The sequence below is a fragment of the Meiothermus hypogaeus genome (assembly GCF_003574035.1).
Lineage (GTDB): Bacteria > Deinococcota > Deinococci > Deinococcales > Thermaceae > Meiothermus > Meiothermus hypogaeus.
In genome coordinates this window covers 60,139-73,915 of record NZ_QWKY01000007.1, presented here as the reverse complement: position 1 = coordinate 73,915, position 13,777 = coordinate 60,139, and the positions used below count along the sequence as shown (strand labels likewise).

Genomic DNA, 13,777 nt, shown 5'->3' with positions numbered 1-13,777 from the left:
GGGGAGGGATAGGGGCAGGCCTTTGTGGGGGTCGTCGGGGTAGCCCGGCGCGGCCATCACCACGCAGGCCGAAGCCCGGGGGTGCCACTCGAGCTTTACCTCGTGCAGGCGGCCCTCTACCACCGCCAGGGCCAGCTCGAGCAGGTCGGTTTTCAAGAGGGGCAGAATGGCCTGACACTCGGGGTCGCCAAAGCGGGCGTTGAACTCCAGCACCTTGGGACCCTCGTCGGTCAGCATCAGACCGGCGTAAATAACCCCCTTGTAGACAATTCCCTCGGCCCTGAGGCCATCTACCAGCGGCTTGAGTACCCGCTCTAGAATCTCGGTCATCAGGCCCGAAGCCAGGGGATAAGGGCAGATGGCGCCCATACCGCCGGTCATGGGGCCGGTGTCGCCGTCTTGCAGGCGCTTGTGATCCTGCGAGGGCAGCAGGGGCCGGATGGTTATGCCATCGGTCACGGCCAGCACGGTTACTTCCGGACCGCTCAAAAACTCCTCGATGACAACCTCGGCCTGCTCGGCTCCCGAAAGAATGTTGGCCACAGCTTGCTTGGCTTGCTGGAGGCTGGTGGCTACCGTGACCCCTTTGCCAGCGGCCAGGCCGGAATCCTTGACCACGATGGGGGCCCCCACCGTCTCGAGGTAGGAAAGCGCATCCAGCACATCGCTGAAGGTCTTGTGCCTGGCGGTAGGAATGCCCAGGCGCTCCATCAGCCCCTTGGCAAAAGCCTTGGAGCCCTCAATCATGGCAGCTTGTTGGGTAGGCCCGAAAATTTTGAGTCCCCTGGCCAAAAACGCATCGGCAATCCCCTCCACCAAAGGCGCCTCAGGCCCCACCAGGGCCAGTTCGATGCCCTCCTGGTCGGCCCACTCGGCCAGTTGGCCCACATCGCCATCCCAAGGAACGCACTCGGCCAGCTCAGCCATGCCGGGGTTGCCTGGCGCGGCATAAAGTTCACTGACCAGCGGCGACTGCGCTACCTTCCAGCACATTGCATGTTCGCGCCCACCCGAACCCACTACCAAGACTTTCACGCAGCCAAGAATAACAGGGGTTGGGGAGCAGGGGGTAGGGGTCTGGACAAAGATATAGCTGCTCTGCGCCTTATACCCTTCCCTGCAACACCCTTCGCACCGCCTCGGGGTAGGCCAGGTGTTCTTGCTCGAGGATGCGAGCGGCTAGGGTTTCCTCGGTATCGCCCGGCAGTACCGGCACCCGGCGCTGCAAGATGATGGGGCCGGTGTCCATGCCGGCATCCACAAAATGCACCGTACAGCCCGACTCAGACACCCCGGCCTCCAAAGCCTGGCGCTGGGCGTTTAGCCCCGGAAACTGTGGCAGTAGCGAGGGGTGAATGTTGAGGATGCGCCCCTGCCAGGCCTGCACAAACGCTGGCGAAAGCAGGCGCATAAAACCCGCCAAGAGAATCAGGTCTATGCGGTGTTCGTGCAGGAGCTGGCCTGCGACCCGCTCGAACTGCTCGCGCCCGGTTTTGTAGGCCACCCCCTGGTCGCGGCTCTTGGGCCAGGGTACGTATTCGGCCTCGACCTGGGCTTCGACGGCTTTTTGCAAGGCCAAAGCCTCGCGTTTATCGGAGATGACCAGCACGATGTGACCCAACGGGTTGTCGTGGGGGAAAGCCTTTAGCAAAGCCTCCAGGTTGCTCCCCCGCCCCGAGGCCATCACCGCGATCCGGGCCGGGCGTGGCAATGGGAAATGGCTCATTCGATGATCCTCCAGTTGCGCTTTTTGGCCAGTTCGCGCAGCCTGGGTTCGGGATACACCGCTACCGGCTCTTCGGCCAGCTCGAGCATGGGCAGGTCGGGCAGGCTATCGCCGTAGGCCGCAAAGAGGGCCTCGCCGCGCAGCAGCTTGCGCAGGTGCTCGGCTTTGTGCACCCCCGAGCGCACCGGCCCCCGCAGCCGCCCGGTAAAGATGCCGCCTTCGATCTCGAGGGGTGTCCCCAGGGCCACCACCCCCTCGCCCAATCGCCGGGCAAAGGCTTCCAGAATGGGCTGGAAGGTGGCCGAGCACAGCACCAGGCGGCGCCCCTGCTGCTGAATCTTCTGAAGTTCGTCGAGCACCTGGAGCCGCCGCCTGGGCCAGAGTTCGTTGGTGACCACCCACTCGCTTACCGCCACCAGCTCTTCCTGGTTGAGGCCGGCCAAAAGCCCGGCGGCCCCTTCCATAAAGCGATCCTGGAAGGCCCGTTTGTCTATCCAGCCCATTTTTGCAGCAACTGCACCTGGCAGATTCCGATAGAAAAACCGCTGGTACTGCCCGGCCCGCCCGTGGGCCTGCATCCAGGCCGCCATACCCCGCCAGGTTTCGCCGGTGGTGAGGGTGCCTTCTAAGTCTGCGGCGATGGTGTTCATGTTTGTCCAAAATATAACTTTCGCTGTGCTGCTAGGAATCTACCCAATCGGCCCTGTCGAGGCCAGTTTAGGTTTCGTCTGAGAGCATTTTGAGGATGTGTTGTGCAAGGCGCTCGTTAATCTCACGGTGCCTTGGGATGGGCTGCGACACTTTGGTATGGGGATTTTGGTACCAGTCGTGGTTGCCCCCATGCCGTATAAATTGACAGCCCATTTCCTCCAGCTTTCGAATCAGGTCTCTTCGTTTCACGCAACCTCGAGCTCGGCCACCCGGCGCACATTGGGAATATGCCCGCCGGTAAGCTCTTTATACAGGTCAATCAGGTTTTCTCTGAGCTCTGCCTCGGACTGTCCTTGTGTCCAGTAATCCGGGAATTCCTCCAGGTAGCCCAGCCACAGGTCGTCTTCCTGCCAATAGACGTATTTTTGCTTGACCATATCATTATTCTAGCCCATCCGCACAAGCCACCCCCGATGCGCCCCTCACGACAAAGACGACACGGGCGGCATCTGGCCCGTGGGCTCATATGTCGCCATCAGGACGCCGGTGCTCGAGGCCACGCTGTTCACCAGCTTCAGGCTTGCGGGCGGTGTTCCCTGGCCAAAGAGCCGCTTACCCTGGCCCAGCGTTATCGGGAATATCTGAACAATCAACCGATCCAGCAAGCCCGCCCCCAGCAGTTGGGGGTAGAGCGTCGAACTCCCCTGTACCAGCAGGTCGGGGCCCGGGGTGGCCTTGAGCGCCCGCACCGCTTCCAGGCCGCTCAGCCGGTGGCTGTTGTGCCACGGGGGGCTCAGGTCGCGGCTGGTGAGCACATACTTGGCTGTGGGGTTGAACCGTGCCGCAATGGGGTTGTCCGGGGGCACCTGGGGCCAGTAGGCCGCAAAAATGTCGTAGGTCCTGCGCCCCAGCAGCAGCTCGTAGGGCGGCCCCAGCAAGTAGCTCCGCACTATCTCACGGGTGGTATCGTCGGAATAGGCCCAGATCCAGCCTCCCAGCGCAAAGCCCCCACTGGTGTCCTCCTCCGGCCCGCCGGGGGCTTGCATCACGCCGTCCAGCGAGACATAAACCGCTCCGACAATCCTTCGCATTGCATCAACTCTACGACATCACCTCTTCCGGATGGTGCTTGTTCCAGTAGCGCACCAGCCCGTCCACGCTCATCCAGGAGGGGTCGGCAAACTCGTACTCCTGCACCTCTTCTTCGGAGAGGCCCGCAGCCCGCAGGGTAGCGGCCACGTAGGCTTCAAACTCGAGCACCATCTGCTCGCGGGTTTGGCCGGCCTTGAGCTTTTGCTTGATCCAGTCGGCCCACTCCAGCAGTTTGGCTTCCAGAGCGCTCAGGTGCGCTGCTACGTCCTCGGTCTGGCCAAAGTGGGTCAGGTAGAGCTTGCGGGGGTTCAGGGTACGGATTTTGGCAATGGACTGAAGCCAGGTTTCGATGTGAATCTCCGGCGGGGGGCAGGGCGGCAGCACCGGGCCGCGCCCGATCTTCACCCCCGTCACATCACCCCCAATCAACGCGTCGCCAATCAAAAAAGCGTGGTGGTGGTAGGCATGGCCGGGGGTCTCGAGGGCCTTGATCTCGAACTCGCCCACCCGAAAGACCTCGCCATCCTCGATAATCTCGACCTGCTCCTCCGGCACATAGCCCATCCGGCCCCACAGGGCTTCCATCTGCTCGCCGTAGATGCGCGTGGCCGAGGCCCAGAGCTTGCTGGGGTCTATCAGGTGGGGCGCTCCTCTGGGGTGGACGTAGATGGTGGCCCCTCGCTCGGCCATACGCCAGGCCGCCCCGGCGTGGTCGAGGTGGATGTGGGTCACGAACACATGCCGAATGTCCGAGGCCGCATAGCCCAGCGCATTGAGGCCATCCAGGAGCACCGAGAAGCGCGACTCGGGCCCGGTTTCAAAAAGCACCGGTCCCGCCTTTGTTTCCAGCACAAACGAGGCAATCACCCTGGGGGCCCGGTCATGAAGGTCGAGAATGTGGATCACAAACTTATTCTACGCAAGTCCCGTAAAGCTGCACCTGAGCTTGCGCGGCCCCAGATGCCGTCCTGCCCTGCCGGCGTGGGGCTTTCAGCCTACCGCTTCAGGCTACCCCCAAATTCCAGCAAAGCCATCCAGAATCCGGGCGATGTGCCGCGCAGCGTTGTGGAAGTCCTGGATACGAATGTTCTCGTTGGGGGCGTGGGTGCGGTTGGTAATGCCAAAGCCCACCCCCGCATCAATAACCGGGATGCCGAGGGGCCTGGCAAAGGCATAAACGGGCGAGCTGCCGCCGGTGAGGGGGATAAGCTGGTAGGGCTTCTGGTAGACCTCCTCGGCGGCCTTTGCGGCCAGCCGCACCAGGGGGTGGTCGGCCTCCGACCTGGCGGGGAACATGTAGTCGGTATAGGTGATGCGCACGTCGGTAAAGCCCTCGGCGTCGAGGTGGGTGCGTAGTTTTTTCAGGATGTCGGTGGGATCCTGGTTGGGCACCAGGCGGAAGTCCAGCTTGGCCGAGGCTTTGGCCGGAATGACGGTCTTGTTACCCGGGCCCTGGTAGCCGGTGGTGATGCCCTGGATGTTGCAGGTGGGGTTGAAAACGGCCTTTTTGAGCTCGAAGCCGGTAAGCCCCCCCACAAACCCGCGCACCTCGAAGGTCGCGCGCAGGTAGGGTTCGTTGTCGGGCAGGCGGCGCAGCAACTCCAGATCGAGTTCCGAGATGGGCTTCACGTCGTCGTAGAAGCCGGGAATCAGGATGCGTTCGTTTTCGTCCTTGAGTGAGGCCAGCACCCGCACCATCCGCCAGGCTGCGCTGGGCAGGATGTGGGCGCTGCCGGAGTGGGCATCGCGGGAGAGGGTCTGGACTTCCAGCTCGACTGCCAGAATGCCCCGTCGTCCGAGCGACGTGCCAGGCCGCTCCTCGAAGTCGATGCCGCCTTCCTCCCAGATGGCCCCGTCACAGCGGAGTAAGTCCAGGTGGTCTTGCACAAACCGGGCGATGCCGGGGCTGCCGACCTCCTCGTTGCCCTCCACCACAAACAGCACCCCGCAGGGCAGCTCGCCCCCATGGGCGGCCCGCACCGCATCCACCGCCGCCAGGCGAGCCATGAACTCGCCCTTGTCGTCCTTGGCGCCACGGGCAAAGAGCTTGCCCTCGCGGATTTGCGGCTCAAAGGGGGGGGAGTCCCACAGCTCCAGCGGCTCGGGGGGTTGCACGTCGTAGTGGTTGTAAAAAAGCAGGGTACGTTCGGATCGGCCCCTGGCCCGGCCCACAATCACCGGGTTGCCATAGCCCTCGATCTTCCAGGTCTGGAAGCCGTGTTGTTGTAAGGTCTGCTTCACCAGGCCAGCACAGGCTTCCACCCCCTCGCCTGTGGCTGACACGCTCGGCTGGGCGCAGAGGCGGATGGTTTGCTGCAGGTAGGCCTCGAGGTTTTCTTGCAAGAAGCGGTCTATAGCGCTGGACATGGCTAGAATATACGCCGCAGTAGCACGAAATGCGAAACAGTAGAAATACTTCGGTAGACTCTCAGCACCCAACCATCCGTCACCCTCCCTTATCGCGCCCCTCACTGTATGTGAAGAGCGCTCTAATCGAGCAGACGTGGGTCAAGCCAGAGGTCTTGGGGTTCGCCCAACCGTACCTCGGACATGGCCGGGTGTCTGGGGTTGAGCAACAAGTTGAACTCGCTGGGCACAACTGCCGAAGGCACTTTGAGCGCCAGCGAACGCAAGCTCTGTGCCCACTCGCTGCCGAGTTGCTGGGTGGATGTCGGATACGGTTCGGGCAGTTGCTGCCAGTCCGGTGGCAACTGCTGCAAAGTTTCGATGTGCCTATTGGGAACCTCGATTTCGATGGACACAAACGCAGTCAGAAAAGCCCGCTCGTTGACATGCACCAATATTTCCAGGATTCCGGTGGCCTGGCTGCCCGCCAGATACACCACCGGAACCCCACTTTGGTTCCAGCGGCCTGGGCTACGGGCTGCTCCCTCACCGGTGAAAGCTGCGTGGGCATACTTGCGCGAGGCAATCCTCCAGGCCTTCATGTGACCAGGCCATCTTCCAAACGCCCCAGTAGGTGCTCGACCGCCCTAAAGCCAGGCTCGGTGTCGAGGTAACGCAGCGGACTGGCGTTGTGCAAAAACACCTTGGGGCTGTTCATCCAGTTTGCCGCCAGTTTCGCAGAACCAAACAATTCCTCCGCCCGCCGAAGCAGGTAAATCACTTTGTACAGACGATTGGACTGCTCGCGGTTCAGACGCCCCAAGCCCTTATAGCGGTGTGCGCTGCTGCGTGGGATCCCCGCCGCTTCCAGGATATCCTGCTGGTTCAGACCGTATCGCTGGGCAATCTCGCCAATCAGCCGGGCGGGCAAACCCTCCCGCACGCTGGCTACGTCGTGGGGAGAAAAATCAAAGCGAAGCTCGAGGCCGGTTTCCATATAAAACATGGTAGTGTTCCATATGGGAATAGTCAAATCAAACTGTGCGCGTGGAGACCCTCACTGCGAGGCGGCCTGGGCTTTATATTCTTTGAACTGCTCGCGCAGCCTGGACTTCAGGAACTTGCCGGTGCTGGTGCGGGGGATTTCATCCACAAACACATAGGCATCGGGCAGCCACCACTTGGCAAAGCGGGGCTCGAGGAAAGTCCGCAGCTCCTCGGGGGTCACACTCTGCCCTTCCTTCAGTACGATGGCAGCCAGGGGGCGCTCATCCCACTTGGGGTCGGGGATAGCGATGACGGCGGCCTCCTTCACCGCCGGGTGGGCCATCAGGGCATTCTCGAGGTCGATCGAGCTAATCCACTCGCCCCCGGACTTGATCAGGTCTTTGGTGCGGTCGGCAATCCGGATGTAGCCCTCGGGGTCGATGGCCACCACATCGCCGGTGCGGAACCAGCCGTCCGGGGTCCACTTGTCCGACTCTTCCTCGAGGTTGTAGTAGCTTTTGGCCACCCAGGGCCCGCGCACCTGCAATTCTCCCAGCGACTGCCCATCCCAGGGCACCTCGCCCTGCTCACCCACCGCCCGGATCTCCACCAGGGGGGTTGGCACGCCCTGCTTAGCCCGGTAGCGGTACTCCACTTCGGCATCACCCCGCAGATGACGCTTCAAGCGGCTGGTGGTACCCAGGGGGCTCATCTCGGTCATGCCCCAGGCGTGCAGCACCCTCAAACCAAACCGGTCAAAAGCCCGAATCATGGCTTCGGGGGCTGCCGAGCCGCCCACCACCATCTCCATGGGTTCCAGCTTCCAGCGCCCTGGCTCCTTTTGCAGCGCCTGCAAGACCCCCAACCAGATGGTTGGTACGCCGGCAGTTTTGGTCACGTGTTCCGATTCGTACAGGTCCAGTAAACTCTCGGCGTCCAGGTGCGGCCCCGGCATCACCAGCTTGCTACCTGTCATTACCCCGGTAAAGGGCAGCCCCCAGGCCAGCACATGAAACATGGGCACCACCGGCAGCAACACATCGGTACTGGCCAGGTTCAGCGCATCCGGCAGGGCCGAACCCAGGCTGTGCAGCACAATCGAGCGGTGCGAATACACCACCCCCTTGGGCTTCCCGGTAGTGCCGGAGGTGTAGCACATCCCGGCAGCATCGCGCTCGTCGAGGCTGGGATAGGCAAAACCAGGGTCACCTGAGGCCAGGAAGTCCTCGTAGCTTTCCAGACCCTCCGGCACCGGCTGGCCCGAGAGGGGCACCACCAGCACCCGCTCGAGCTTTACGTGCTCCCTGACCGCCTCGTAGAGCTTGAGGAGCACGTCGTCCACAATCAGGATTTTGTCCTGGGCGTGGTTAATGATGTAGGCAATATCGGAGGGGTGCAGCCGCAGATTGAGGGGGTGCAGCACCCCGCCCGCCACCGGGATGCCGAAGTAGGCCTCGAGGTGCGCGTAGGTGTTCCAGGAAAGGGTGGCCACCCGGTCACCCTTCTGCAGGCCCGCCTTCTGCAAGGCCGAAGCTAGTTGGCGGGAACGCCGGTAAAAATCGCCAAAGGTGTAACGGTGCAGCGATTTGTCGGGCAGGCGGGTCACGATTTCTTCTTTGGGAAAGAGCTTGCCGGCCCGCTCGAGCAGGTGGGCTAAGGTTAGGGGAAAATCCATCATGGTGGACTGCATAGGCTTCTCCTTTGCTTTGACTTTGATTGTACGGCCTGGGTCGTAACAAAAGTATAAAATGCTTATGCAGTCCATTGATCACTGCATCCGACTCGGCATACATCCGGATACTGCACCTTTGACCGTGCCGCTAAGCAGACGTGCTTTAGAGCGCTCTTCACAAAGAACGAATTGCCCCAGGGTTAGAAATCCTTTGTCCCAGACAGGACAGTTGCCGCCCGGAAACTCGAAACCCAAGCACCCGTGGGCCGGGCCCGGCCCACGCTTGGGTGCATAACATGCGTCTGGGCCCGAGCGCATTCTCGTTTTCGCGGGCGGCAACGTCTGTGAAGTGCGCGATAGAAACTTGACCCACTCAATATGGCGCAGCTAATACCGGATTCAAAAAGACAGTTTACAAAACCAAAAACACCAGAGGCTGTCTTTTTGAATCCTAGAGCACACCCCTCCCTTGAGTACCGGCGCTAGCCGGGGGCCGATGGCCCTTCACTGTCGGTCGGCGAAGAAAGCGTCTCCCTTCCAAGGGGCGGTATCGCCCTCCGCTACGCGGATAACTTCGGTCGGGTTAGTTCGTCACCCTTTGGTGACGAACTAACCGAATCTGGTATAAAACCCTCCCCGAAGGCTCGAGGAGGGCTTTCAAGGCCAAAGCTATCCGCTATGAGCCATCAGCTATCGGCCTAGAAGACAAAAAATGCCGGCACGTACTCGTAGGCATTGCCCGCCCGACGCACGTAGCCCACCCCCGGCCAGGCAAAGTGATAGCCCACCACCGCAATGCGGTCGGCGGCAGCAGCCTGCCACAGCCGCGCCCGGGTGGCCACGGCTTGCTGGGGGTTGGCGTCGAAACCCAGGTAGTGGTCGGGGAAGCGTAAGGAAAGAATGTAGTGCCCGCCAGCGTCGCCCAGGTGCCAAAGCGTCCGACCCCCCGAGGTGATCTGTACAGCCAGGTGACCCACGGTATGACCGGGGGTATCCACAGCGGTCACGCCCGGCGCAATTTCAGCCCCAGAGCGCACGCGGGTAAAGCGGTCGCGCAGGGCTACCAGGTTGGCCGGAGGGTTGGCCTGGGAGAGCCAAAACTGTAGTTCGGTCTCGCCAATGATGTGCTGTGCGTTGGCGAAAACCGGCTGGCCATCGCGCAACAGGCCGCCGATATGGTCGCCGTGGCCATGGGTAATGAAGACGGTGTTGATATCGGCAGGCCGCAGGCCGGCGTTGGCCATGTGGGCCAGGAGCTGCCCAGCCTGGCCCCGCCCGGTGTCGATTAAAATCTTGGCCCGCCCAGTATCGATAACCATGGGGTTGAAGTTGTTAATGAACTGGGTCGGCTCGAGGAAGTTTTCCCGCAGCGCAGCCTCGAACTCGGCCTGCTTGCCGGGGGTGGCGCCCCAGTTGGGGAAGGCGTTGCCGGGAGGGGTCTGGCCGTCGCTCAGTACCGTAAGGGTGTAGTCCCCCAGCTTGAAGCGATAGAAGCCAGACCCATTGGGCATGGCTGGGGTCTGTTGGGCCATGGCGGGTAGTGTACCGGCGGCAGCCACTGCACCGGTAGTACCCAACAGCTTGAGCGCTTGACGGCGTGAAACCTTTTGCATCTTGACCTCCTCGGGTTTTTCACTTTGATTGACGAAATAAAGTACATTAAAAACCCTAGTTTAGGTCGCCAGACTTAATGTGAGTCCAATTCACATTGCCCCCAGCGCGCCGTACCGGCCTTCATTCGTGTGCCGCCAGCCGCCGCCGCGCTCCGGCTTCCTGGTGCGCCAGACGCAGGGGTTCGGGTAGGCGATGTTTGCCTGCGAACAGACGCACAAAGGCCAGGCTTTCTTTCATGCCCACCCGGTGTCCAGGCGAGATAAAGAGCGGTCTTACCCCTGTGCGGCTGCGATAGACCCAGCCGATCTGCACATTGCCATTCATTAACCGTACCGCCGAACCGGCTTCCTGGGGTAGTTCAGCCTCCGGTTTACCAAACAGCAAGGTCTTGGCGACCCCAATGGCCGGCAGATCCAGATGCACCCCCAGGTGGGCTGCAATCCCCAGCCGCCTGGGGTGGGCAATCCCCTGCCCATCGACCAGCAGCACCTCGGGCGGGCGGGATAGCTGGGCCAGTGCAGCCAGATAGAGCGGGGCTTCACGGAAGGACAAAAAACCGGGTACGTAGGGAAATAGCGGGGCCTCGTCCATTTGCGCCGTGGCGACCTCGAGCACCTCTCCCTTCTCCTTATCCCACAACACCGCCGCCGCTATCGAGGGGCCTTTCTGCCTGGAAAAGCGGGTCGGGTGGGAAGCATCCAGGGCGGCAACATAGCGAGCAAACTCTGGATTCCCTCGTAAGATCACCGCCTCCGCCAACGACTTCTGCATCGCGGCGGCTTCGCGCAGGTCTTTGGGCTGGGGAAAGGGGGCAGGCATAAGCAGTCTGCGGTATTCGCGGGAACCCCGATTAGAACCCAGGCAATATCCCCGACAAATCGTAAAGCCCAATCGCCGGATATGCTACAATCGGCCCTTGGTGTAGGTTCGCTGACACTTAACCCTGGTCTTACCAAGTCAGGGTACAAAGAGCTCAGTGGGGCGATGCTACCGGAAAAAAGGCCGGGCTCAGCCCGACCCAGGGAAGATGAAGATGGCGCACCCGACAGGACTCGAACCTGTGGCCTTTCGCTCCGGAGGCGAACGCTCTATCCACTGAGCTACGGGTGCATAAGCACACAGAAGGGTAGCACCGCACAGAGGAGGCAGTCAAGTGTTTGGAATCAACAGACGGGTTGTTGCGATTATCTTCGGGGTTCTGGCCCTGGCTTTTGTGGTGGGCTCGGTCCTGCTGTTTACGCCCCAGGGCCAGCGCAGTACCCAGGGCAAGACCGAGTTCACCGTGAATGGCCGCCCGGTCTACGAGCTAGACCTGGCCCGGGCCCAGCAGAATGACCCCATCTTGAGCACCAATCCCCAGGGGCTTCTGAAGAATCTGGCCGATGTCAACTTTGGCGAGCGCTTTGTCATCACCAATGCGCTTCTGCAAGATACGGCCCGTATTGGGGTTTCCAGTGGGGAGCTCAAGAAGGAACTCGACACCATCAAAGAACGCTTCGGCCTGCAAAAGAAGGAAGACTACGACCGCTTCCTGACCCAGGTAGGCTATACCGACTCGCAACTGCGCAACGAATTGCGCGATCAGATTCGCATCAATAAACGCATCGAGGACATCCAGAAAAAAGCCGAGCCCACTGAAGAAGAGATGCGCCTCTACTTTGAGCTCAACCGCGACCAGTACAAAAACGAAGAGCGCGTTCAGGCCCGCCAGATTGTGCTCGACGACAAAGCCACGGCCGATAAAATCTATGCCGAGGTCAGCGCTTCCGGTGCCGACTTTGCCGCCATTGCCAAGGCCAACTCCAAGCTCAACGCCGAACAAGGCGGGGCCCTGGGCGCCGAGGCCGGCAAGAGCGAACCCGGCCCCGTGACCCGGGTAGTCTTCCCCAATGCCGTGGCCGATGCCGTGTTCAAGCTGCGCGATGGCCAGATCAGCAAGCCCATCGAGGCCGGAGGCCGCTTCTACATTGTAAAGGTGGAGAAGTACCTGCCCGCCGGCGACGTGAAGTTTGAAGAAGTGAAGGATCGGGTCAAGGAAGATGCCAAGCGCATCAAAGGCCAGGGTGCACTGGAAGCCTACATCGAGGAGCTGCGAAAAAAGGCCAACGTGAAGTTTGCCGAAGGGGCTACCTTCAAGTTTGAGAACCCGGTGGTGGCCAAAGTGGGCGAGACCGAAATCAGGCTGGCCGAAGTAACCCAGTCGGTCTTTGCCAACCAGCAGGTGCCCCAGCTGCTACAACAGGGCCTGGGGGAGCTGGCCGTGCAGTTCTTCATGCCCCAAACCCTCGAGCAGCTAATCAGCCGAGAGGTCGTCTACCAGGCCGCCAAAGGCCTGGGCCAGCCCTTCTTCGGCTCCAAGACCGACATTGCCAACCAGGCCCAACTCTGGCAAACCCGCAATATTGCCGTCTCGGACGCCGACGTTCGCAAGTTCTACGACGCCAACCTGGCCAACTTCACCATCCCGGCCTCGGCCAAGGTACAGGCGGTGAACTTCAAGAAGGAAGACAAGGCCAAGGCCGAGGCCTTCCGGGCCGCGGCCCTCAAGGGCGGCAAGCTGGAAGACTTAGCCAAGGCCAACGGGGGCACGCTACAGGACTTTGGCGTGGTCAACCCAGGTACCATGCCCCCCGTGCCCAACCGGCTGGTCTTCCTGACCCGGGGTAGCTTCCCCAAAGGCCCGCTGGGCGAGGTGAGCGAGGTGGTGAAGCTCGAGGATGGGAGCTATCAGGTACTGATCGTCAACGACCGCAAGGCTGAAGTTTTGCGCCCCTTCGAGGAAGTGAAGGAGCAGGCCCGCCAACAAGTACTGGCCACCCGCCGGGCCGAAGCTGCCCAGAAATGGGTAGAAGAGGTGCGCAAGGCCGCCAAGGTGGAAAACAACCTGCAAAAAGTGCTGACCTCGCTCACCCCCAAGGAAGAACCCAAAACCAATGAAAACCAGCCGGGCACCAGCGCCCCGAGCAACCCCTCCACCCCGGCCAACCCTCCGGCCAATCGCTAACTCTGCATGGGGCATGACCCTCCCCGCTTTGGGGAGGGTTTTTCTTTGCACCCGGAAATTGGCAGGCGGCGACGCAGACCTTCTGCAATTGGCTCCGAGCGTGTAAACTCTACTGCGGTATGGAACGCACCTACATCATGGTCAAGCCCGACGGCGTGCGCCGGGGCCTAACGGGCGAAATCATCAACCGCATCGAGCGCAAAGGCTTCAAGATTGTGGCGATGAAGAAAATGGTCATTGCCCGCGAGACAGCCGAGACCCACTACGGCGAGCACAAAGGCAAACCCTTCTTTGAGGGGCTGGTTAACTTCATCACCAGTGGGCCGGTGGTCGCCATGGTGGTGGAGGGCCCAGGGGCCATTGCCGAGATGCGCCGCCTGATGGGCGCGACCCGCCCCTGGGAGGCTGCCCCCGGCACCATTCGCGCCGACTTTGCTACTACCGTGGACGAGAACATCATCCACGGCTCCGATGGCCCCGAAAGCGCCGCCCGCGAGATCGGGATTTTCTTCAAGCCCGAAGAGATTATCGGCTAGCGCCGACGCCGCCGCTTACCCTTCCCGGCGGCTGTTCAGTTCTAGCTAGAACCTCGATCCTCCTCGAGGCCGCCGGCGCCTTCGTCAAGCAGATTCGCCACTTCAAATTGCACTTTGGGCAAGCTGTTCTCGATAACGTCCCACACCAC

At 61.4% G+C, this 13,777-nt stretch carries 15 protein-coding genes and 1 tRNA gene; 2 read left to right on the top strand and 14 right to left on the bottom strand.

Annotated elements, in window-relative coordinates:
• The 14 genes from purD to Mhypo_RS03305 form a co-directional block, all read right to left on the bottom strand.
• Positions 1–1,035 (bottom strand): phosphoribosylamine--glycine ligase (gene purD / locus Mhypo_RS03370; RefSeq protein ID WP_119339898.1); only part of this gene is annotated, 1,035 nt, incomplete at its 3' end.
• A 70-nt stretch (positions 1,036–1,105) separates the two neighbouring features.
• Positions 1,106–1,726 (bottom strand): phosphoribosylglycinamide formyltransferase, encoded by a 621-nt coding sequence (gene purN, locus Mhypo_RS03365; protein WP_119339896.1) that lies wholly within the window; start codon positions 1,724–1,726, stop codon positions 1,106–1,108.
• The gene (locus Mhypo_RS03360) at positions 1,723–2,376 is read right to left on the bottom strand and encodes an HAD family hydrolase (RefSeq protein WP_119339895.1); all 654 of its coding nucleotides are present in this window, start codon (positions 2,374–2,376) and stop codon (positions 1,723–1,725) included. Before Mhypo_RS03360 ends, purN begins: the two co-directional genes overlap by 4 nt.
• Positions 2,377–2,443: 67 nt before the next feature.
• Entirely contained in the window at positions 2,444–2,626 is a 183-nt protein-coding gene (locus tag Mhypo_RS18850; RefSeq protein WP_119339894.1) for a type II toxin-antitoxin system HicA family toxin, read from the bottom strand.
• Entirely contained in the window at positions 2,623–2,814 is a 192-nt protein-coding gene (locus Mhypo_RS03350; RefSeq protein ID WP_119339893.1) for a type II toxin-antitoxin system HicB family antitoxin, read from the bottom strand. The genes Mhypo_RS18850 and Mhypo_RS03350 overlap by 4 nt, the downstream gene beginning before the upstream one ends.
• A gap of 45 nt (positions 2,815–2,859) precedes the next feature.
• Positions 2,860–3,468: a dihydrofolate reductase family protein gene (locus Mhypo_RS03345; protein WP_119339892.1), complete on the bottom strand. Its 609-nt coding sequence runs from the start codon at positions 3,466–3,468 to the stop codon at positions 2,860–2,862.
• A gap of 10 nt (positions 3,469–3,478) precedes the next feature.
• Positions 3,479–4,375, bottom strand: coding sequence for an MBL fold metallo-hydrolase (locus Mhypo_RS03340; RefSeq protein ID WP_119339891.1), 897 nt, complete (start codon positions 4,373–4,375; stop codon positions 3,479–3,481).
• 102 nt (positions 4,376–4,477) lie between these two features.
• Positions 4,478–5,836 carry a M20/M25/M40 family metallo-hydrolase gene (locus tag Mhypo_RS03335; RefSeq protein WP_119339890.1) on the bottom strand — a complete coding sequence of 453 codons (1,359 nt, stop codon included), beginning with the start codon at positions 5,834–5,836 and terminating at the stop codon, positions 4,478–4,480.
• Between the two features lie 122 nt (positions 5,837–5,958).
• The gene (locus Mhypo_RS03330; RefSeq protein ID WP_119339889.1) at positions 5,959–6,417 is read right to left on the bottom strand and encodes an RES family NAD+ phosphorylase; all 459 of its coding nucleotides are present in this window, start codon (positions 6,415–6,417) and stop codon (positions 5,959–5,961) included.
• Entirely contained in the window at positions 6,414–6,812 is a 399-nt protein-coding gene (gene parS, locus Mhypo_RS03325) for a type II RES/Xre toxin-antitoxin system antitoxin (RefSeq protein WP_240637091.1), read from the bottom strand. The genes Mhypo_RS03330 and parS overlap by 4 nt, the downstream gene beginning before the upstream one ends.
• A 60-nt stretch (positions 6,813–6,872) precedes the next feature.
• Complete coding sequence (locus Mhypo_RS03320; protein ID WP_119339887.1) at positions 6,873–8,492, bottom strand: long-chain fatty acid--CoA ligase; 1,620 nt, start codon at positions 8,490–8,492, stop codon at positions 6,873–6,875.
• Positions 8,493–9,172: 680 nt separating this feature from the next.
• Positions 9,173–10,087 carry an MBL fold metallo-hydrolase gene (locus Mhypo_RS03315; protein WP_119339886.1) on the bottom strand — a complete coding sequence of 305 codons (915 nt, stop codon included), beginning with the start codon at positions 10,085–10,087 and terminating at the stop codon, positions 9,173–9,175.
• Between the two features lie 121 nt (positions 10,088–10,208).
• A complete protein-coding gene (locus tag Mhypo_RS03310) occupies positions 10,209–10,907 on the bottom strand; it encodes an endonuclease V (protein WP_119339885.1) in 699 nt (232 codons plus the stop codon).
• Between the two features lie 215 nt (positions 10,908–11,122).
• A tRNA-Arg gene (locus Mhypo_RS03305) sits at positions 11,123–11,198 on the bottom strand.
• 43 nt (positions 11,199–11,241) lie between these two features.
• Here Mhypo_RS03305 and Mhypo_RS03300 point away from each other — a divergent pair.
• Both Mhypo_RS03300 and ndk read left to right on the top strand, forming a co-directional pair.
• Entirely contained in the window at positions 11,242–13,092 is a 1,851-nt protein-coding gene (locus tag Mhypo_RS03300; RefSeq protein ID WP_119339884.1) for a peptidyl-prolyl cis-trans isomerase, read from the top strand.
• Between the two features lie 119 nt (positions 13,093–13,211).
• Complete coding sequence (gene ndk / locus Mhypo_RS03295; protein ID WP_119339883.1) at positions 13,212–13,628, top strand: nucleoside-diphosphate kinase; 417 nt, start codon at positions 13,212–13,214, stop codon at positions 13,626–13,628.
• Positions 13,629–13,777: the final 149 nt, after the last annotated feature.

Excerpts from the sequence above, each read along its gene's own strand:
- Mhypo_RS03345 (WP_119339892.1), bottom strand. The coding sequence starts at position 3,468 with ATGCGAAGGATTGTCGGAGCGGTTTATGTCTCGCTGGACGGCGTGATG.
- Mhypo_RS03315 (WP_119339886.1), bottom strand. The coding sequence starts at position 10,087 with ATGCAAAAGGTTTCACGCCGTCAAGCGCTCAAGCTGTTGGGTACTACC.
- Mhypo_RS03320 (WP_119339887.1), bottom strand. The coding sequence starts at position 8,492 with ATGCAGTCCACCATGATGGATTTTCCCCTAACCTTAGCCCACCTGCTC.
- ndk (WP_119339883.1), top strand. The coding sequence starts at position 13,212 with ATGGAACGCACCTACATCATGGTCAAGCCCGACGGCGTGCGCCGGGGC.
- purN (WP_119339896.1), bottom strand. The coding sequence starts at position 1,726 with ATGAGCCATTTCCCATTGCCACGCCCGGCCCGGATCGCGGTGATGGCC.
- Mhypo_RS03360 (WP_119339895.1), bottom strand. The coding sequence starts at position 2,376 with ATGAACACCATCGCCGCAGACTTAGAAGGCACCCTCACCACCGGCGAA.
- Mhypo_RS03335 (WP_119339890.1), bottom strand. The coding sequence starts at position 5,836 with ATGTCCAGCGCTATAGACCGCTTCTTGCAAGAAAACCTCGAGGCCTAC.
- Mhypo_RS03350 (WP_119339893.1), bottom strand. The coding sequence starts at position 2,814 with ATGGTCAAGCAAAAATACGTCTATTGGCAGGAAGACGACCTGTGGCTG.
- parS (WP_240637091.1), bottom strand. The coding sequence starts at position 6,812 with ATGGAAACCGGCCTCGAGCTTCGCTTTGATTTTTCTCCCCACGACGTA.
- Mhypo_RS03310 (WP_119339885.1), bottom strand. The coding sequence starts at position 10,907 with ATGCCTGCCCCCTTTCCCCAGCCCAAAGACCTGCGCGAAGCCGCCGCG.
- Mhypo_RS03330 (WP_119339889.1), bottom strand. The coding sequence starts at position 6,417 with ATGAAGGCCTGGAGGATTGCCTCGCGCAAGTATGCCCACGCAGCTTTC.